Here is a 19,382-nt window from a genome sequence, read left to right on the forward strand (position 1 = left end):
CGCCCGCTCACTTGATGGCGGTATAACCGAAACGCCCGCTCACTGGGGGCCGTCTTAGCGGCCTCTAGTGAGCGGGCGTTGGGGGTTTAAGCGCAGGATGTGAGCGCGCGTCTGCCCTTAGAGCTGCAGGGTTAACGGGACGCAGGTGTGTCCCTGAAACGCCCGCTCACTTGATGGCGGTATAACCGAAACGCCCGCTCACCGGGGGCCGTCTTAGCGGCCACTAGTGAGCGGGCGTTTGGGGTTTAAGCGCATGATGTGAGCGCGCGTCTGCCCTTACAGCTGCAGTGTCGCGGGCCGGTCCAGCCCGTTCACGGTGGTGGCGGGCCAGCGGGGATCGACAGTCAGGACCTGGAGCCCGTTCTCGGTGAGCTGCACAGTGTCCTCGATCTTGACGCCCGGGCCGGAAGGGTTCCACGTGAAGGCCTGGCCGGGAACCACAGTGTCCGTGGCTGCGGCGGTGACCCGGGGATCGCGGCCTGCGTAGCCGGCCGGGCCGCCCTGGTGGTGCTGTTCCCACTGGTCGGCGCCGAAGCCGTGCCGGGTGTAGGCGGCCTGGATCTCGGTGAAGATGCGGTCCAGCCGGGCGCCGGGAACCGTCGCGTCGAAAATGTCGGCTTCAACTGCCGCGATGCGGGACTCGGCGTCGCGCTCTTCCGGTGTTCCGGCGTCGAATCTTACCCAGCGGGTGATGTTGGCAACCAGGCCGTCGCGGCGGGCGCAAATGACCGCCATGGCACGGCGGCCCAGCGGCGCGTGCGTGGCCAGCGGGTGCCGGAACTCGCTGCGGCCGCTGCCGTTGCACAGCAGCACCAGGGGCTCAGCGCCCACGGAAACCACCCGGGCCGCCAGCGCCGACGCCAGCTCGAACTCCGTGGTCTCCGGCCGTGCCGAGGACAGCACATCGGTCATGATGGCGGCGACGTCGGCGCTCAGCCGGGCGTAGCGGGCGCTCTCGGCCGGGAGCAACTGCTGGCGCGCCGCCCGCAGCTCGGTGGCGGCGTCGGCTTCGGCCAGGAGGGATCCGCCGGGGACGCTTCCGACGGCGGCCGCGGCCTGGTGGAGGTTTCCGTACCAGGGCACGCTGTGGAGGGCCACGCCTTCGGGCAGTTCTTCTGCGGCGATGCGTCCGGCTTCGTTGTTGAAGGTCACGAGGTGGTCGCCGGAGCGGTCCACCAGCAGCGCGGCGATGGGATCGCCGGCGAGGCTGATGTGGACGCGGCTGCCGTCCAGGTACCAGGTCAGGGCGGTGTGAGTGGTGAGGAGCAGGGCGTCCTTGCCCGAGGCGTCCAGGATGTCCAGCACCCGCCGGCGCTTCACCGCGCGGTCCCGGACCGAGGCCGGGGCGATGCGGACAGCCTGCGGCGGTGCAGCTGTTGTCTGGGTCATGAGAGGTCCCCCTGTTGAGTGATCAGTGCTTCGATGTCGTTTGTGCCCAGGATGCCGTCGGCCACCAGGACGGAAATGCTCCGGCGCACGGGGCTGCCGGGTTCTGCGATAACAGGCGAGTCCCAGGCGAGGGACTGGCCCACTCCGGGGTAGCCGTCCACCCGGACAAACCAGGGGTCGGTGGAGGATTCCGGGGCAAAGAACACGAGCGTGGCGTCGCTGGCCCGCTCCGTTCCTGCACCGAAGGATCCCGTCCAGGCAAGCCACCGGGACACCGTGCCGTGGACCCCTGCTTCACCGGTCCCGGCCGGTGACCAGACCTTTGCGCCACCGCATTCCGGGAGCCGCCAGAAGAATCCGCCGTACCCGCCCTCGAAGCGGCCGTTGGAACCCGGGCTGCCCAGGCTGACCGGCTGGTCTCCGGCGGGGGAGAGGGCGAAGTCGAGGGTCAGGCGCCAGGCCGACGCGTTGACGCCGGACCAGCTCCAGCGGCGTTCCTCCACGAGGATCGGGCCGCCGTCGGGCCCGTTCCAGGTCAGTAGTTCCTCAAGGCGGCCATCCTGCCCGGCATCAGTGCCGGTGACGGCGATGCTGCCGTGGTCTGGCCGCCAAACGTACTGCCCGGCTTCACGGGTGTAGGTGCGGCCGCCCCAGAAGTTGATGCCGTCCACATCCTGCAGGGCCACGCCGGCGCCAAGGTGCCACACGTGGTCCAACGGCTGGTGGTCCGTGACCACGGTCCCGGCCAGGGTGCGGACGGGGTGCAGGTAGGGGCGCGGCGAGGAGACGGCGCGGATGTGGCTGCCGTCCTGGTAGTCGGCCACGGGGTGCCCGTCCACCGTCAGCGTCCGGACGGGCGGAAGCTGCCGCGCCCAGGGAACGCCGAGTTCGGCGAACGTGGCCTGAGCCTTGGCGGCGCGGTCGAAGAGGTCCACGACGCCGTGCACCACGGGGTGGGCGTCGTCGCCTTCGCCCTCCCAGGTGATGTGCGCGGAATCAATCGGCTCCGGCGCCGGCGACGTGCGGATGGCTTCGAGGACCGAGGTGAAGGCGCCCGTGTCCGCCACCGCGGACAGGAGCGGGGCTCCGGTTGAGCGGGCCTCGAGCAGGTTTTCCAACAGGTCGGTGCGGCCGTACTTCTCCCGGCGCTCGCCGTCGGGCGTGCTGACCACTACCTCGTCCTCGGTGTAGAAGAACGTGATCTCGCCGCGGGTACCGTGGACGGAGACGGACGGGTTTACCTGCTCCGGAGCGCACAGGGTGAGGGTGCACAGCAGCGTGGTGCCGTGGGCGGTTCGGACCCGGATCACCGACGTATCGTCGCTCTCGGTGTCATGCGCGCGGTAGAGGTCTGTTTCCACGGAGGCCACATCGGCCAGCGTGTGCGCCCCGGCCATGTGCAGGGCGGTGGCTACGGCGTGGGCCAGCGCGTTGGTGGCTACACCGTCCACCACGTCGATGCCGTCCAGGCTGCGTTTGCCGGCCCACCGGGACCGCTTGAAGTAGGCCTTGGTCCGCACCCACTGGCCGCTGGCGCTGAGGCCCAGCACCTCCCCGATGCCGCCGGACTCCACGAGGTTCCTGATGGCCGGGAGGGCATGCGACCCCAGGCTCTGGAAGCCCACCTGGACCAGCCGGCCCGAGGACTCTGCCGCGGCCAGAACGTCATTGAACTGGGCCATTGACGCTACGGGAGGCTTCTCCACGTACACATCCAGCCCGGCTGCGAGGGCGGCGGTGGCCAGCGGCGCGTGGGTCTGGATAGGGGTGGCGAGGATGACAATGTCTGCGCGCGCTTCGGCAGTTGTCTGCGCTGCGAGGAGGCTGTTGAGGTCCGGGAAGACGGCCACCGTGTCCTTGAGCCGGCCGGGCGCCGGCGGGTTGGGATCGGCGACGGCCACGAGCTCCAGTGCCCCTGCCTCTTCCAGCCGGGCCAGGTTGGCAAGGTGGCGTTCGCCGAAGCCGTGGACGCCCACCAGGGCAATGCGGGGGACTGCGGTGCCGGCAGCGGCACGGTCCTCGGGGCGGCTGCCCGGTTCCGCGGTGGCGGAGTGCGAAATCATCAAAGGGTCCTTGTGGGGTTGGGGTGGTCAGGAGGCGGGTGACGCTGCAAGGGCAAGGGACGCGGCCAGGAATCCGATGGCTTCATCCTGCATGGCCGCAGTGAAGACGTGCCCGCCGGGCCAGAAACTTCCGGTGTAGCGGCCGCCGCCGTTCAGTGCTTCAAGGGTTCGGTGGGCCTGGCGCATGCCGTCCTCAGGGAAGAGTTCGTCGGCCAGCGCGTACTGCACCAGGAACCGGGCGGCGGAGCCGCCCGTGAGTTCCGGCCAGTCGCCCAGCTTCCACAGGCCCGGAGTCTGCAGCAGCCAGGAGTGGGCGTCCAGGTAGGCGGGCAGCAGGGATTCGAAGGTGGTCATCATGCAGGTCACCACCGAGGCGCGGATGCGGGGACTCAGGGCGGCGAGGGCCAGGGACCGGCCGCCGCCGCCGGAGAAGCCTACGCAGCCCAGGCGGTCCGCGTCGACGCCGGGCAGGTGGGCGAGGATGTCCAGGGCGGCAAGGTCGTCGTGGGCCACCATGCCGGCCAGGCTGGTGCCCAGCAGTCCGGCGGTCTTGGCCACGGTGTCCTCGTGGAACCCGGCTGCCGCGTTGTAGTGGTCCGCTTCGGAAGGTACGACGCCGTCCTGCCGCCATTGCGCTTGCCGCGCCTCCAGTGCGGAGGCGGTGCGCCACGGCGGGGTTGAGAGGTCGAAGCGGCGGCTGCCCCAGGCAAAGGAGTCATGGGCCAGCACGGCGAAACCCTGGCGGGCGGTCTCGGAGGCAAGTGACCGGCCGTCGTAGTGGCCCGCGCGGGCTGCAGCAGCGGACGGGTGGCTGTCAGGAAGGTCCATCAGCCGGTCCGCCCCGCCGAACTTGTTGCCGCCGTGGCAGTGCAGGGCCAGGACGCCCGGCAGGGTCTCCGTACTTCCGGCCGGACGTGCCAGCCAGCCAGTGGTCCGCGGGCCGAAGCCCAACTGCCAGCTGAGCTGGGAGGTGGTGACGTCGTCGTGCGTTACCTCCCAGTGCACCGTGACGTCCGGCCGGCCGGATGCGCCGGGGACGCCCAGCGCGTCTGCCAGGCCCTGCGCGGCGGGAGTGGCGGCGGTGTACCGCGGATGATTGCGGACATAGGCAGGCCAGTCCTCATGGCCGGCAATGGCGCTGGGCCTGGATTCCTTTGTATCGGCTGCCACTGGCCTGCCTCCTGTCTGCTGAAATGCCGTGGGGTGAAGAAGAACCGGCCGCGGTCGGGCTGACCGCGGCCGGTACCGGGCTTAGCCCAGGTTCGAGTTGACCTCGCTGATGACGCCCTTCGCCGCATCCTGCGGTGAAATCTTTCCGAAGAGTACATCGGTGTTGTATCGGTTCAAAACTTCCAGCGTGGAAGAGGAACCTGCCGGGAACGGCTTGGGCGGCTGAACGTTCAGCTCGGCAACCCGGTCCAGGTACGCGGCTTCCTTTTGCTGGGTTTCCTTCAGCAGGGGAGTGATGCCGGCCTTCAGTTCGGTGTTGGCCGGCATGCCGCGGTCGCTCTTGATCTTGCTGGCGGCGTCCATGTTGTTCACCAGGTAGTTGATGAACAGCGCAGCTTCCTTGGACTGGGCCGACTTGGCCGAGATGGCGTATTCCATGGAGGACCGCAGCCAGGTGCCCGGCTGCTTGCTCTCGCCGGGCAGCTTCACCATGGTCAGGGGAGCACCCGAGTATGAGGTCATCTGGTTGCTCCACGAGACTTTCATGGCCTGCTTGCCTTGGCCCATAAGCGTCAGTTCCGGCTGTGCGGAGCCGTCCTCGACGGTCTGCGAAGCCGAAGGTGCGCCGCCGGTTTCCATGAGTTTCTTGTTGAACTCGAACCACTTGGCGAGGGTGCCCTCGCTGATGCCCATCTTCTTGCCGTCATCCGTGTACAGCTCTTCGCCGCTTTGGCGTGCCCATACTGCTACGAACGAATCGTTGGACATCGGCGTGGTGCCGAAGGTGCCGGCCGGCGAGTTCTTGCTGATTTTGGCAGCGATATCGACGTAGTCGTCCCAAGTCCAAGTCTCGTCGTCCGGCAGCGGTACGCCTGCGGCTTCGAACACCGTGGGATCCAGGACCATGGACATGGCGTTCACGCCTGCGGTGATGGTGTACTGCTTGCCATCGAGCTGGCCTAGTTCCACGGTGCCGTCGGCAAACTTCGACGTGTCGATCTGGTCCTTGACCTTGTCGAGGTCCAGCAGCACTCCGCGGGACGCGTACTCGCTCGGGTAGGAACCGCTCATGGCAAAGACGTCCGGGGTGGTGCCGCCGGCAATCTGGGTGGCCATCTTGTCCCAGTAGGAGCTGAACTCGGTGTTCTCGCCCTGCACCTTGATGGTGGGGTTGGCCGCTTCGAAGTCCTTGATGACTTCAAGGGTGGTCTTCGCGCGGGAATCGTTGCCCCACCAGGCGAAGCGGATGGTCACCGGATCCTCCGCCGTACCCACCTTTGCGGCCTGCGGACTGCTGCCGCAGCCCGTCAGCGCCAAGGCCAGGACCGCCGTTGCCGCAGCAACCCCCATTACTGTCTTCTTCCGACGAAACCTCATTGTCCTGCCCCTCAGGTGGTGTTCTACAGTTGAGTGATGCCCATTACAGAAAACGCTTTCTCAAAAACTAACAAAGGGCTATACAGGAGTCAAGAAACCGTTTACTTTGGTACGGAGCCGCTTTTTCATTCAGCACCACCTGCGGCCGGTCCCAGCCGATTTCCAAGCCGGCGCCGGGACGGCGCGGGGAGCTGACACTCATCGCCCAGGCGATGACCACACCGTGGAGGCCACGATGACCAAAGGAGACCACATGGCCGTAAAGCACATACCCAGGGCACTGTGCCCGGCAGGAATGCCGGGTGCGGCGGGCCTGACGCCCGGAGCGGGGGAGCAGCAGTGAGCGCTATTAGCGAACTGAGTTCCATCAGCCGGCGGAAGGGCAAGGCCACTGCCGAGGAGAAGAAGGCCAACGGCCGGGATAACAAGGCCGCCTATATTTTCCTGTTGCCGTGGTTGGTGGGCCTGGTTGCCATCACTATCGGCCCGATGTTGATGTCGTTGTATCTGTCCTTCACTGATTACAACCTGCTCCAGCCGCCGGAATGGACCGGGGCGGATAACTTCATCCGGATGCTTTCCGATGCGCGGTTGCATAACTCGTTGCGGGTGACGTTCACGTACGTGTTCGTGGGTGTTCCGCTGCAGTTGGCGGTGGCGCTCCTGATCGCGCTGGTGCTCGATAAGGGCCTGCGTGGTTTGCCGTTTTATCGTTCGGTGTTCTATTTGCCGTCCCTGCTGGGTGGTTCGGTGGCGGTGGCGATTCTCTGGAAGCAGATCTTCGGCACTACCGGCCTGGTGAACCAGGTTTTGGCGATGTTCGGTATTCAGGGTCCGGGCTGGATCTCTGATCCCGGTACCGCGCTGGGGTCGATCATCCTGTTGCACGTGTGGACGTTCGGTGCCCCGATGATCATTTTCCTGGCGGGCCTGCGGCAGATCCCGGTGATGTATTACGAGGCGGCCAGGGTGGATGGTGCTTCGACGCTTCAGCAGTTCTGGCGGATCACGATGCCGATGCTGAGCCCGATCATCTTCTTCAACCTTGTCCTGCAGATCATCGGTTCGTTCCAGTCGTTCACGCAGGCGTTCATCGTCTCGGGCGGCAACGGCGGCCCGTCGGATTCGACGATGTTCTTCACGCTGTACCTGTACCAGAAGGGCTTCGGCCAGTTCGACATGGGCTACGCATCCGCCATGGCGTGGGTCCTGCTGCTCATCATCGGTGTCTTCACCGCCATCAACTTCATCGCTTCTAAGTATTGGGTTTTCTATGACGACTAACCTGGAGACGCTGCCCGCCTCGGACAAGAAGTCCGCAGGATCCGGTAAGCCTACGAACCACCGCAAGCCCCGCGAGTCCCGCGGCACCCTGGCCTTCAGCCGGGCGCAGCGGACCAAGTCACTGATGAAGCACGCCGTCCTCATCCTCGCCGGCGGCCTGATGATCTACCCGCTGTTGTGGATGGTCGTCTCGTCCCTGCGGCCCAACGAACTGATCTTCCGCGAACCCGGGCTGTGGCTGAACAGCCTCGAGATGAGCAACTACACCTCCGGCTGGTCCGCGCTGACCCACCCGTTCGGCCACTACATGCTCAACTCGGCCATCGTGGTGATCGGCTCCATCCTGGGCAACCTGATCTCGTGCTCCATGGCCGCCTACGCGTTCGCACGGCTGCAGTTCACCGGCAAGAAGCTGTTCTTCGGCATCATGCTGCTGACCATCATGCTCCCGTTCCACGTGGTCATCGTCCCGCAGTACATCCTGTTCTCACAGATCGGCTGGGTGAACACCTTCTGGCCGCTGCTGGTCCCCAAACTCCTCGCAACGGACGCGTTCTTCGTGTTCCTCATGGTCCAGTTCATCCGCGGCATCCCCAAGGACCTGGACGAGGCAGCCCGCATCGACGGCGCCGGCCACCCGCGCATCTTCCTGCGCGTCATCCTGCCGCTGATGGTCCCGGCCCTGGCCACCACCACCATCTTCACGTTCATCTGGACCTGGAACGACTTCTTCGGCGCCCTGATCTACCTCACGGACCCGGACATGTTCACCGTCCCCGTGGCCCTGCGCGCCTTCGTGGACTCCCAGTCCGCCACCAGCTGGGGCTCACTGTTCGCCATGTCCATCGTGTCCCTGCTCCCGGTGTTCCTGGTCTTCCTCTTCGGCCAACGATTCCTCATCAAAGGCATCGCCACCACCGGCATCAAATAACCGCACACGCTTCACGCACTACCCTGGAACGGCCCGTCCCCTGCGGCGGGCCGTTCCCCATTGCCGGGGCAACCCTCTATCAAATTGAGACAAAAGTTCTTGCCCGGACATCTTGTACTACAAGTTCGGCACTTGTAGCATTGCATCTAGAAAGCGTTTTCCCGGATCTGATTCCAGGCTTCCCGGAGGCGCCCTTCCGCTCGCATCACAGCACCTACGAGCATCATCCCCAGCACCACAGATCAACGAAGATCGGAGTACCCAGTGCCGCTATTTCCCCGTCCTGCAGCTGCCCGGCAGCCTGCAGAGACCCCTTCCTCCCGCCCGGCCCGCCGTTTCCGCAAGACGGGCGCCGTCGCAGCGGCAGCCGCCGTCGTCATGGCCCTCAGCGCCTGCGGCGGGGGATCCGCCCCGCAGAGTGCCGACGGAACGGTCGAGCTCCGGTTCTCCTGGTGGGGCGGCGACAAGCGCGCCCAGCTGACTCAGGAAGCCATCAAGCAGTTCGAAGCAGAGAACCCCAAGATCAAGATCAAGCCGGAGTTCGGCGACTGGAGCGGATACTGGGACAAGCTGGCCACCCAGGTTGCCGCCAACGACGCACCGGACATCATCCAGATGGACGAAAAGTACATCACCGAATACTCCAGCCGCGGTGCGCTGCTGGACCTCTCCAAGTACGACATCGACACGTCCAAGCTGGACGAAGCCGCCCTCAACGCCGGTAAGGGCGACGACGGACTGACCGGCATTCCTGCCGGCATCAACGCCGCCACCATCCTGGCCAACCCCAAGGTGTTCGAAGCTGCCGGTGTTCCGCTGCCGGACGACTCCAAGTGGACCTGGGAAGACTTTGGCCGCATCGCCGCCGAGGTGACTGAGAAGTCGCCCAAGGGCACCTACGGAGCTGCCGCCTACGGCACTGACGAGGCTTCCCTGGGTGTTTGGCTCCGCCAGAACGGCAAGTCCCTGTACACCTCCGACGGCAAGCTCGGCTTCGAGCCAAGCGACATCAGCGAATGGTGGGCATTCCTGAAGGACCTCAGCAAAAACAAGGCAGTGCCGTCGGCATCCGAGGTGGTTGAGGCCGAGGCAGCACCGCTGGACCAGAGCGGCCTGGCCACGGGCAAGAACGGGCTGGCATTCTGGTGGTCCAACCAGGCACCCGCCCTTGAAAAGGCATCCGGTGCGGACCTGAAGATCCTGCGGTTCCCCTCCAAGACCGGATCCTCGGCCGACGCCGGGCTTTGGTACAAGGCATCCCAGTTCTGGTCCGCATCTTCCCGGACCAAGCACCCTGAGGAAACTGCCAAGTTCATCAACTTCCTGGCCAACAACGTCAAGGCCGGCGAGACCCTCCTGGCAGACCGTGGCGTCTACCCCAACTCGGAAGTCCGTGCTGCGATCGAATCCAAGCTGACCCCGGCGGACGTGAAGGTGGTCAAGTTCATTGACCAGATCAAGGACGAACTCGGTGAGGCTCCGGCCCCGCCGCCGAAGGGTGCAGGTGCCATCCAGGAGATCATCAAGCGGTACACCTCCGAGGTGCTCTTCGAACGGCTGTCCACGGATGAAGCAGGCAAGAAGGCCGTCGACGAAATGAAGTCGGCCATCAGCAGCTAATCCCGCAGCAACCAGATTTCACGCCGCCAACACGGCTCTGGACAGCCTGGCAGGAAGCCTCCTCCGGCCAGGCGTCCGACGGCGGGTGGCAGCTCCGTCCCGGGAGGATCCTTTGGTTCCTCCCGGGACGGAGCTGTTTAAGCCGGGGCTGCTTGGATGACGCGGCCCAGGACTTGGACGGATGGTCTTGGTGATGGCTCCCTGCCCGCTGCCCGCGCCGCGGCTCGGGCTGCCCCTGCATGTTTGCCCGGGCTGCTGGCGTGGGTGAAGGCTGTCCCGGGCAGTGGCGGTGCGGTGGAGTGATAGATGTGGCCGGTGGGGGTCCGGAGCTTCACGGTGTGGCGCGCGACTTGCCTGATCTCGGGGTCCGTCGGGAAAAAGTGCGGGGCAAGGAAGCTGCGCGGTTTCGGGCACTGGGACGGGTGTTGAACTCCAGCCGGGGCTTTCTTTGGTGTGGTTGCAGGCCTCGCAGAGTCCTTGGCCGTTGGCGGCGGTGGTGTCTCCTCCGTGTGCCAGGGGTTGATGTGGTCGTGGTGGCGGATAGGTGCGTCACAGTACGGGGTGCGGCAGGTGTCGTCGCGGGTTTGGAGGAAGCGTTTGAGTCCGGCCGGGAAGAGCCGGGCTTTGGAGTCCATCCCGATGAGGTCACCGCTGCCGGGGGCGGTGTAGAGCCGCCGGACCCACACAGCCATCGCGGAGTCGGGGTGGTGTCCGGTGGCCAGTTCGCGGGCCCATTGGGCGGGGACGATGCCGTAACCGGCGAGTCGGGCAGGTTCGGAGTCGGCCTGGAGGAGGGTGCGGTCGGTCATGACGAGCTGGACCTCGACCCCGCTGATCCCGCCCGGGGTCCCGGTGATCCGTTCGACGAGGGTGTCGGCCATGGCCTGGCCCGTGGACCGGCCGTCCCCGGAGGCACGGAGGGTGCCGGCTTCCCTGGTGAGCGCCGCGAAGACCGCTACGCCCTCGGCGACCGGCAGCAGCGCGGTCAGGCGGGCCATCGTGTCCGGCGCCGGGCGAAGGCTCACAGTCCTTGCACCCACGGCTTTGGCGGCCCGCCTGGCCACGGAAGCAGGATCCCGCCGGTACGCGGCGGCCTTGACCGCGGAGACGATGGTCCGGTCCCCGACACCATCAAAGGCTCCGGTGTCGGCGGCGAGTTCCTCATCCACCCTCGCCCGGTCCTCGGGTGAGAGGCAGATGGTTTCCTTCACGACCAAGGTGGTGCGCCACTCACTCAACCGCCCGGAACGGAACGCCGCGAAAGTGTGGGGCATCCCGGTCAGGGCCCTGGCCAGCCCCAGCAGCCGGCCGCCCCGGGACGGGGATTCCCGGCGCGCCAGCGCCACCTGCGCCCCGACCCCGGCGCCCTGTTCGTCGGCCGGGACACCGGCAGCAGCATGCTCCCGCCGCTGGGCCAGGTCAAAAGCCACAGTGATCTCGGCCTGCCTCGCCGCCGCAACAACCTTCACATCCTCCAGCAGCCGGAGCTGATCAATCATCCCCGCACCATCACCAGCAACCGGCACCACCGCCAAAATCCTCAACGCATCAACCACGCTCGGGGCAGCAACACCCGCGGGACCGGCAAGAGAAGGACCATGGACACCTGAGTCAGGCGCGGAGGTGGCCTGGAAAGCAGAAGGCGCGGCAGCTGCATGCCCCGCCTCCGCTGCTGCCACGCCAACCGTCTCCATGACCAAAGTCTTCCAGCACCCACCGACATTTCCGGCGCCCCCAAAGCCCTATGTGGATAAAACCCGAAACAAGACTTTGCAGCCCGAAGTAGAGGCAACAGGGCCGTCCAGCAGGTGCTACAAACCGGCACCGGAGTGGCTAAGGGTCCGGGACGTCGTCGTCCTGCTGCCTTTCTTCGCCGCCCGGCCAGAGAAGCTCGGCGACCGCTTCTGCGAGGGCTTGAATGACAGCCCCGACCGCATCCAGGAACATCGACATGCCGCCACGGTACGGCTGGAAGAGAACGCTGCCAAGAGTCGGTAGCGTCCAGAGCTGCGTCCCTGACCCTCACGAAAGCAAAACGGCGGCGCCCAAGGAGGCGCCGCCGTCGTACGTATGTAAAGCGAACGCGCCTAGCCCTCCCTGATCACCGCGATGCTGCCCGCCGGAACGGAGCCGCCAAAGGGCTCCCCGGTCAGCAAATCGGTGCCGGTGGCGAAAACGGCGGCGGAGGAGCGGGTGTGGTTGATGGCGAACAGGAAGCCCTGCCCGTCGTCCGAGCGCCGACGGACCAGCTCAACGCCGGCGTCAGCTGAGGCAAGAGGGGAGACGCCCGATTCGGCCAGCAGCCTGTCCACCAGTGCATCGATGCCGTCGCGGTCGGGGAACGTGGCAAGGTACCAGGCGGCACCGCTGCCCACGGACCGGCGGGTCAGGGCCGGGACGCCCTCCAGCGGAAACTCCGTGAAAGCCTGAACCGCTTCGGCGCCGGCCAGGTGCACGTGTTCGCTCCACACCGAAGAGACAGTGCCGTCGTCGAGCTTCAGCTGCGACCCGGCCAGCAGCGGATGGAACTCCTCCACCCGCACGCCCAGGAGGTCCCGGAAAGCTCCCGGATACCCGCCCAGCCGGATGTGGTCCTGCGGATCCGCGATCCCGCTGAAGTAGCTGACCAGGACGGTGGCACCCGCAGAAGCTGCCGCGGCGATGTTGGCGGCATCGGCGTCGGACACTGCGTAAAGCGTGCAGACGAGCACCAGGTCGTAGCCCTCCAGCGGCGCCGACGGGTGGACGATGTCCACGGAGACGCCCTTCAGGAACAGCGAACGGTGGAACGCCCGCAGCAGGTCCAGGTACTTCACGTCGATGCTCGGCTTCGAATCGATCTCGCTGGCCCACCAGGCCTCGTAGTCGAACACGATGGCAGCCCGGGACTCCACCCGGGAACCGCGGACCGGTTCGAGCAGCTTCAGCGCCGCACCCAGGTCCACCACCTCGCGCCATACACGGGTGTCGCGGCCGCCGTGCGGCACCATCGCGGAGTGGAACTTTTCGGACCCCGCGAAGCTCTGCCGCCACTGGAAGAACATCACGGCGTCCGCGCCGCGGCCCACGTGCGCCAGCGAGTTCCGGAGCATTTCGCCGGGCATCTTCGGCTGGTTGCGGGGCTGCCAGTTGACGGCTGACGTCGAGTGTTCCATCAGGATCCACGGGTCACCGCCCGCAATTCCCCGGGTCAGGTCCGCGCTGAACGCGAGTTCAATGTGCCGTTCGGGGTCGGCGGCCACGAGGTAGTGGTCGTTGGCGATGACGTCCAGGTCCTTGGCCCAGCTGAAGTAGTCCATGGACTTCGTGGCGCTGGAGGCCATGAGGTTGGTGGTGCAGGGAACGCCCGGGGTCACCTCGCGGAGCACGGCCACGAGCTCGCGGTAGTAGTCCATCAGCGCCCAGGAATTGAAACGCTGGAAGTCCAGCTGCTGCCCGGGGTTCAGCGTGCTGGGGGCAACCGATGGCGGCCGGATCTCTTCGAACGACGCGTAGTTCTGGCTCCAGAATGCGGTGCCCCAGGACGCGTTGAGCGCGCCGATGGTGCCGTAGCGCCGTTCCAACCAGCTTCGGAACGCGGCTGCGTCCTCTGCGCCGTAGAATTCGGAAATATGGCAACCCAGCTCGTTGTCCACATGCCAGAGAGCCAGCGCCGGATGGTCCTTGTAGCGTTCGGCGAGGACCCGCGTGATGCCCGTGGCGTAGCGCCGGTAGGCGGCCGACGACGGCGTGTAGTGCCGCCGTGAGCCCGGTCCCAGCACGGTTCCGTCAGCCGTGACGGGCAGGATTTCCGGATGCTTGCGGACCAGCCACGCCGGGGGAGCGGCGGTTGCGGTGGCGAGGGCAACCTTGACGCCGATGCCCGCAAGGTTGTCCAGCACCTCATCAAGCCAGCCGAAGTCGTACTGGCCCTCAACCGGTTCCAGCAGCGCCCAGGAGAAGATCCCCACGCTCAGGAAGTTCACTCCGGCTTCCTGTATCAGCTCGAGGTCCTCCAGCCGGACGCTCACGGGCCACTGCTCGGGGTTGTAGTCGCCGCCGAATCCAAGGCCTTCGACGTTGCTCCAAACACTTGCCGGACCGTTAATTTCCTGCGTTGCCATGGGACTCCTATGTCTGCTGAACCAGTGGAACGGGATGGGAAAACCTGTGGATTGGAAAACGCTTGCCCAATTCCCGGAATGCCGATATTGTATCGTTTCAGAAGCCGTGTAAGCCAGCTCACTACTTACGTTGTAGATGAGATCAGGGATTGCACACATTGAGCAAGGAGGCTCCCGTGATCAACAGAAGGCATTTCCTTACAACCGTAGCCGTCGGCACCGCATCTGCCGGCGTACTGGCGGCGTGCGGAACCGGATCCAGCACCTCAGGACAGACCGGTTCGGCGGACAACCCCGTTACCATCAACTACACCTGGTGGGGCAACGACGACCGTGCCGAGCGCACCCGCAAGGCCATTGCCCTGTTCGAATCGAAGAACCCGGACATCAAGGTCAACGGCAACTTCACCGACTTCGCCGGCTACTGGCAGAAGCGTGCCACGGAAGCTGCCGGCGGCGGCCTGCCCGACGTCATGCAGTGGGACCTTTCCTACCTGCGCGACTACGGCCAGCGCAACCAGCTGCTGGACCTGGGCACGGTCAAGATCAACACCGATGCCTTCGAAAAGTCCCTGCTGCCTTCCGGCCAGATCAAGGGCAAGACCTACGGCATCCCCACCAGCACCAATGCCTTCGCCGTCTACTACGATCCCGCCAAGCTGGCCTCCCTGGGCATCGCTGAACCGGACGGAAGCTGGACCTACAAGGAATTCAACACCTTCCTCACCGAGGTGGGCAGCAAGAGCAAGGGCGCCCTCTTCGGCGGCACCGACTACACGGGCGTCTGGTGGATGTTCAACGTCTGGCTGCGGCAGAACAACATCGAGGCCTTCACCGCCGACGGCAAGCTCGGCTTCAGCAAGGACGACCTGAAGAAGTGGTGGAACCTCACCGCTGATCTTCGCGGCACCCCGGCGATCGTCTCCGAAGAGCGCGTCACGCAGCTGGCCCCGAAGTCGCCGTTCGGCTCCAATGTCACCGCCACCGAAGTCACCTGGGACAACTTCATGGCCGGCTACCTCGGCGACAGCGGTGCGAAGGAACTCAAGCTTGTTCCCGTCCCGTCGGACGATGCGGACAACCTGGGCCTGTTCCTGAAGCCCTCCATGCTGATGGTGGCCAGCGCCAAGACCAAGTTCAAGGACGCCGCCGCCCGCTTCATCGACTTCATGGTCAATGACCCCGAGGTGGGCCAGATCTTCAAGACCTCCCGCGGCGTGCCTGCATCCAAGACGCAGCGTGACGGCACCACCTTCGAAGGTACGGACAAGGTCGTCGTCGACTACGAAACGTCCATCTCGCAGTACCTCAAGGACGCTCCCGAGCCGCCCATCGTCGGCTTTGGCACGCTGGAGACTTCCTTCAAGCGCATCGCCTCGGACCTGAACTACGGCAAGCTGGACATCAACGGTGCCACCGATGCCTGGTTCAAGGAAGCCGAAGACCTTATCAAGCAGAACGCCTGATACAGGCTTCACAACTGACGGACTGAACTCGTGACTCAAAGCCCAACCCTGAGCAGGCGTTCGACGCCATCCGGTCCTGCCCCGCTTCGCAAGTCGAGGCGGGGCGGGGTGGATGCCCGCGCCGGCTACACTTTCCTGCTGCCCTGGCTGCTGGGATTCATCGCGCTCACTGTTGGGCCGATGATTTCCTCGCTCTACCTGTCCTTCACCAACTACAACCTCTTCGAACCGCCCAAGTGGATCGGGCTGGATAACTACATCACCCTGTTCCAGGACGAACGGTTTCTGCAGTCCGTCGGCGTGACCGTGGGCTACGTGGTCTTCGGTACTCCGCTCAAGCTCGCCGCCGCGCTGGCGGTAGCGATGCTGCTCAACAGCAAGCGCCGTGGCCAGGGCTTCTACCGCTCCGCGTTCTACGCCCCCTCGCTGATCGGCGCTTCGGTATCGATCGCGATCGTGTGGAAAGCGATGTTCGGCGATTCGGGCCCGGTGGACCAGGGCCTGTCCTTCTTCGGGATCAACCTCGGCGGCTGGGTGGGCAACCCCACCATGACCATGCCGATGTTTATCCTGCTCACGGTGTGGCAGTTCGGTGCACCCATGGTCATCTTCCTCGCCGGGCTCAAGCAGATCCCGAACGAACTCTACGAGGCAGCGTCGATGGATGGTGCCGGGCCGGTACGGAAGTTCTTCAACATCACCTGGCCCATGCTCTCCCCGGTGATCTTCTTCAACCTGCTGATGGAAACCATCCACGCCTTCCAGATCTTCGCTTCGGCGTTCATCATCTCCAACGGTGAAGGCGGCCCGGCCGGTTCCACCCTCTTCTACACCCTCTACCTGTACCTGCGCGGCTTCAGCGATTTCCGGATGGGCTATGCCTCGGCAATGGCCTGGCTGCTGGTGATCGTGGTGGGCATCATTACCCTGATCTTCTTCAAAACGTCCAAGTCCTGGGTCCACTACAGCGGTGATTCGAAATGACAACCATGGCAACGCCTACCAAGTCCGCACCGGACGCCGGCACGCCGGTGTACAACCCGAAATCCGAGTCCGTCGGCGCCAAGCGGGCCAAGAGCACCGTCTTCCACATCGTTGCCCTCATCCTGACCGGCATCGTGCTGTACCCGGGGTTGTGGATGATCGCCTCGGCGTTCAAGCCGAACTCCGAAATCGGCGGCGGAAACACCTCGCTGTGGTCAGAGAACTTCAGCTTCGATAACTTCGTCACCGCTCTGGACGGCATCGGCGGGGTGTCCACGATGCAGTTCTTCACCAACTCGCTGATCCTGGCCCTCGGTGCGGTGGTGGGCACCATCCTCTCCGCGTCCGTCTCGGCCTACGCGTTCGCCCGGATCAAGTTCCCGGGCCGGAGCGTGTTCTTCGGCATGATGATCGCCACGCTCCTGCTGCCCTTCCATGTGGTCATCATTCCGCAGTACATCATCTTCCAGCAGCTGGGCCTGGTGGATACGTACATCCCGCTGCTGATCGGCAAGTTCCTCGCCGCCGACGCGTTCTTTGTGTTCCTCATGGTCCAGTTCATGCGCGGCCTGCCCGCAGAGCTTGACGAAGCGGCACGGATCGACGGCGCCGGACACGTGCGGATCTTTGGCTCCATCATGCTGCCACTGATGAAACCGGCCCTGATCTCCACCTCGATCTTCTCCTTCATCTGGAGCTGGAACGACTTCCTCGGCCCGCTGCTCTACCTCAACACTCCGGAAAAATACCCGCTGCCCCTCGCGCTGCGGCTCTTCCAGGACCAGACCCAGTCCTCTGACTACGGCGCCATGATCGCCATGTCAGTCCTGGCCCTGCTCCCCGTGCTGATCTTCTTCCTGATCTTCCAGCGCTACATTGTTGAAGGCGTCTCCACCCAGGGCCTCAAGGGCTAACGGGACAAGGGAGCACGAAGGAAATGAGCATCATGGACCGCACCACACCCGCATCGAACCACCACGAACCCATTCCGGTGAACCGGTTCGCCCTGTTCTCCGAAACCCTCCTGGCAGGGGTACTGGTGCTGGTGCTGTCCGTGCCCCTGGTGACGATCCCCGCGGCCTACGCGGCGGGGATCGCCCACCTGGAGCGGCACCTCGACGGCCGCGACGATTCCGTCCGCAGCCTGTGGGGGACTTTCAAGGCTGCCCTGCCCGGCAGCTGGAAACTTGGCGGGCTGACGGCCGGAGCCGCCGTCGTCATCGTCATGAACCTGCTGCTGGCATGGGTGGGCCAGCTGCCCGGCCGCGAAGTGGTGCTCCCTGCCACCCTGGTCCTGGCGGCCGGCGGCGCCATCCTGCTGCTGCGTACTGCCGCGGCGTGGTCCGATTTCCCGGGTGACCGCTCGCAGGCGAAGGAGCGGTGGACGTCCGCGCTGGAAACGGGCCGCGCGTTGTTCCTCAGGGACTGGTCCGGCTCGGCCCTGCTCGCCGCCGCAGTGTTCGGCGCCGCAGTGTTCGTCTGGATGCTCGTGGCGCTCTTCGTGGTGGTTCCGGGCACCCTGATCCTCGCCTCGGCGGCCGTCAAGATCCGCTCCGCCCGCCACACCTGACCCGCCCCCGGCGCAACCGCACCACCACACCTTCCGCCCCATAACCGAGTTGAGTCAGACGTGCCTTCCGACCGCCCGAATTCCGAGCAGTCCGTCCATCTTTCCCACGACAGCCAGCCGCGGTGGTACCAGCCGCTGACCAGGCACAACTACAGGCTCTTTCTGGGCATGCAGGTAGCGGGCAGCGTAGGCGTCTGGATGCAGCGCCTCGCCCAGGACTGGATGGTCCTGCAGCTCACAGGCAGTCCCGCGGCCGTGGGCGTCGCGGTCGCCCTCCAGTTCCTCCCCATGCTGATTGTGGGGCCGTTGTCCGGGCTGGTGGTGGACCTGTTTCCCAAGCGCCGGATCATGATGGTGTGCCAGTCCGTGATCGTGGTCCTTGCCCTGGGCCTTGCCGCGTGGGTGGCCAGCGGAACCATCACCGTCTGGGCCGTGTACGCGAGCTGCGTCGCCTTGGGCGTTACGTCAGCCATCGATGGCCCCGCCCGCCAGGTGTTCGTCAACGAAGTGGTGGGTGACGCCGCCCTGCGGCCAGCCATCGGCCTCAACAATGCCCTCAGCCAGCTCGGTGCCATGGCAGGTCCCGCCCTCAGCGGGGTGCTGATCGCCCAGGCCGGCCCCGCCGCGGCCTTCGCCGCGAACGCTGCCATTGGTGTGCTGGTCCTCGGCCTGATCGCCGCCATCCGTACCGCTGAGCTGTTTCCCGGCATTCCCGCTGCCAGGGGCCGCGGACAGCTGCTGGCCGGCTTCGCGTATGTGCGGGAGCGGCCCCGGCTGTTGCTCCTCATCCTGCTCGCGGGCCTGCTGGGTGCCTTCGGCATGAACGGGCCGGTAGTCCTGGCAGCCTTCGCGGAACGGGTGTGGCACAACGGCGTGGAAGGCTTCGGCCTTTTCAACACCGTCAGTGCCGTAGGCGCGCTTGCCGGTGCCCTGCTCGCGGCCCGGCTCCGGAACATGGGCAGGCGCGGGATTGTGGCCGCGGCCGGCCTGTTCGGACTGTCCCAACTGGTGGCAGCCCTCATGCCCACGCTCCCGCTGTTCATCGCCATGCTGGTGGTGGTGGGACTCATGACGCTCCTGTTCCTGACGAGCGCCGCCACAGCCGTCCAGCTCGAAGCCGGCCCCGCCATCCGCGGCCGGGTGATGGCCCTGTACCTGCCGCTGTTGCTGGGAGGGCACGCCCTGGGCGGCCTTCTGGCCGGGTGGCTCACCGAACAGTTTGGCGTCCGCACCGGACTGGTGGTTACGGGCGGCCTGTGCATGCTGTCCGCAGCTGCCATCGGCTTCCTGCTATGGCGGCACGGCAGGGCTGCGAAGGCCCGGGAAGCCGGGTTGACGGAGTCCTGAGCAGTCCTTGACGCGTGCGCTGGATCACACCTACGCTGTGGGAAACCGGTTTCTATCTGGTACCAGCATCCCGACGCC

Annotated in this window: 14 protein-coding genes; 8 read left to right on the plus strand and 6 right to left on the minus strand. The window is 65.6% G+C overall.

From position 1 onward, the window contains the following. Window positions 1-276: 276 nt before the first annotated feature. The 4 genes from AC1DBN_RS05955 to AC1DBN_RS05970 form a co-directional block, all read right to left on the minus strand. Entirely contained in the window at window positions 277-1,389 is a 1,113-nt protein-coding gene (locus AC1DBN_RS05955) for a M24 family metallopeptidase (RefSeq protein ID WP_091722884.1), read from the minus strand. Continuing rightward, window positions 1,386-3,452, minus strand: a complete 2,067-nt coding sequence (locus tag AC1DBN_RS05960) for a DUF6807 family protein (RefSeq protein WP_172830002.1) — start codon at window positions 3,450-3,452, stop codon at window positions 1,386-1,388. Before AC1DBN_RS05960 ends, AC1DBN_RS05955 begins: the two co-directional genes overlap by 4 nt. Window positions 3,453-3,479: 27 nt before the next feature. Then, complete coding sequence (locus AC1DBN_RS05965) at window positions 3,480-4,622, minus strand: acetylxylan esterase (RefSeq protein WP_091722881.1); 1,143 nt, start codon at window positions 4,620-4,622, stop codon at window positions 3,480-3,482. A gap of 81 nt (window positions 4,623-4,703) precedes the next feature. Further along, window positions 4,704-5,972, minus strand: coding sequence for an ABC transporter substrate-binding protein (locus AC1DBN_RS05970; RefSeq protein ID WP_091722878.1), 1,269 nt, complete (start codon window positions 5,970-5,972; stop codon window positions 4,704-4,706). Window positions 5,973-6,338: 366 nt separating this feature from the next. Here AC1DBN_RS05970 and AC1DBN_RS05975 point away from each other — a divergent pair, with 366 nt between their 5' ends. The 3 genes from AC1DBN_RS05975 to AC1DBN_RS05985 all read left to right on the plus strand — a co-directional run bounded on the left by AC1DBN_RS05975 (window position 6,339) and on the right by AC1DBN_RS05985 (window position 9,834). Continuing rightward, window positions 6,339-7,283 carry a carbohydrate ABC transporter permease gene (locus AC1DBN_RS05975; RefSeq protein ID WP_091722873.1) on the plus strand — a complete coding sequence of 315 codons (945 nt, stop codon included), beginning with the start codon at window positions 6,339-6,341 and terminating at the stop codon, window positions 7,281-7,283. Beyond that, on the plus strand, window positions 7,273-8,214 hold the full coding sequence (locus AC1DBN_RS05980; protein WP_091722871.1) for a carbohydrate ABC transporter permease: 942 nt from the start codon (window positions 7,273-7,275) through the stop codon (window positions 8,212-8,214). Before AC1DBN_RS05975 ends, AC1DBN_RS05980 begins: the two co-directional genes overlap by 11 nt. A gap of 264 nt (window positions 8,215-8,478) precedes the next feature. Further along, on the plus strand, window positions 8,479-9,834 hold the full coding sequence (locus AC1DBN_RS05985; protein ID WP_314215692.1) for an ABC transporter substrate-binding protein: 1,356 nt from the start codon (window positions 8,479-8,481) through the stop codon (window positions 9,832-9,834). Window positions 9,835-9,971: 137 nt separating this feature from the next. Here AC1DBN_RS05985 and AC1DBN_RS05990 read toward each other — a convergent pair whose 3' ends face one another. Further along, on the minus strand, window positions 9,972-11,333 hold the full coding sequence (locus AC1DBN_RS05990; RefSeq protein ID WP_477722756.1) for a 13E12 repeat family protein: 1,362 nt from the start codon (window positions 11,331-11,333) through the stop codon (window positions 9,972-9,974). A 588-nt stretch (window positions 11,334-11,921) separates the two neighbouring features. Then, complete coding sequence (locus tag AC1DBN_RS05995) at window positions 11,922-13,937, minus strand: beta-galactosidase (RefSeq protein WP_477722757.1); 2,016 nt, start codon at window positions 13,935-13,937, stop codon at window positions 11,922-11,924. 176 nt (window positions 13,938-14,113) lie between these two features. On the opposite strand from AC1DBN_RS05995, the gene AC1DBN_RS06000 reads away from it, so the two are divergent. The 5 genes from AC1DBN_RS06000 to AC1DBN_RS06020 are packed head-to-tail and all read left to right on the plus strand — an operon-like array spanning window position 14,114 to window position 19,304. Beyond that, window positions 14,114-15,403, plus strand: coding sequence for an ABC transporter substrate-binding protein (locus AC1DBN_RS06000; RefSeq protein ID WP_091722863.1), 1,290 nt, complete (start codon window positions 14,114-14,116; stop codon window positions 15,401-15,403). A gap of 30 nt (window positions 15,404-15,433) precedes the next feature. After that, window positions 15,434-16,387, plus strand: a complete 954-nt coding sequence (locus AC1DBN_RS06005; protein ID WP_091722860.1) for a carbohydrate ABC transporter permease — start codon at window positions 15,434-15,436, stop codon at window positions 16,385-16,387. Beyond that, window positions 16,384-17,301: a carbohydrate ABC transporter permease gene (locus AC1DBN_RS06010; RefSeq protein WP_091722858.1), complete on the plus strand. Its 918-nt coding sequence runs from the start codon at window positions 16,384-16,386 to the stop codon at window positions 17,299-17,301. Before AC1DBN_RS06005 ends, AC1DBN_RS06010 begins: the two co-directional genes overlap by 4 nt. A 23-nt stretch (window positions 17,302-17,324) precedes the next feature. After that, a complete protein-coding gene (locus AC1DBN_RS06015; protein WP_477722758.1) occupies window positions 17,325-17,957 on the plus strand; it encodes a Poxvirus protein I5 in 633 nt (210 codons plus the stop codon). Between the two features lie 60 nt (window positions 17,958-18,017). Then, on the plus strand, window positions 18,018-19,304 hold the full coding sequence (locus AC1DBN_RS06020; protein ID WP_314214505.1) for an MFS transporter: 1,287 nt from the start codon (window positions 18,018-18,020) through the stop codon (window positions 19,302-19,304). Window positions 19,305-19,382 lie beyond the last annotated feature (78 nt).

It is taken from the genome of Pseudarthrobacter sp. 10T415, from assembly GCF_056394175.1.

Bases quoted from the DNA above. Each gene is read 5' to 3' on its own strand.
- AC1DBN_RS05980 (WP_091722871.1), top strand. From the start codon at position 7,273: ATGACGACTAACCTGGAGACGCTGCCCGCCTCGGACAAGAAGTCCGCA.
- AC1DBN_RS05995 (WP_477722757.1), bottom strand. From the start codon at position 13,937: ATGGCAACGCAGGAAATTAACGGTCCGGCAAGTGTTTGGAGCAACGTC.
- AC1DBN_RS06015 (WP_477722758.1), top strand. From the start codon at position 17,325: ATGAGCATCATGGACCGCACCACACCCGCATCGAACCACCACGAACCC.
- AC1DBN_RS05990 (WP_477722756.1), bottom strand. From the start codon at position 11,333: ATGATTGATCAGCTCCGGCTGCTGGAGGATGTGAAGGTTGTTGCGGCG.
- AC1DBN_RS06010 (WP_091722858.1), top strand. From the start codon at position 16,384: ATGACAACCATGGCAACGCCTACCAAGTCCGCACCGGACGCCGGCACG.
- AC1DBN_RS05960 (WP_172830002.1), bottom strand. From the start codon at position 3,452: ATGATTTCGCACTCCGCCACCGCGGAACCGGGCAGCCGCCCCGAGGAC.
- AC1DBN_RS05955 (WP_091722884.1), bottom strand. From the start codon at position 1,389: ATGACCCAGACAACAGCTGCACCGCCGCAGGCTGTCCGCATCGCCCCG.
- AC1DBN_RS05970 (WP_091722878.1), bottom strand. From the start codon at position 5,972: ATGGGGGTTGCTGCGGCAACGGCGGTCCTGGCCTTGGCGCTGACGGGC.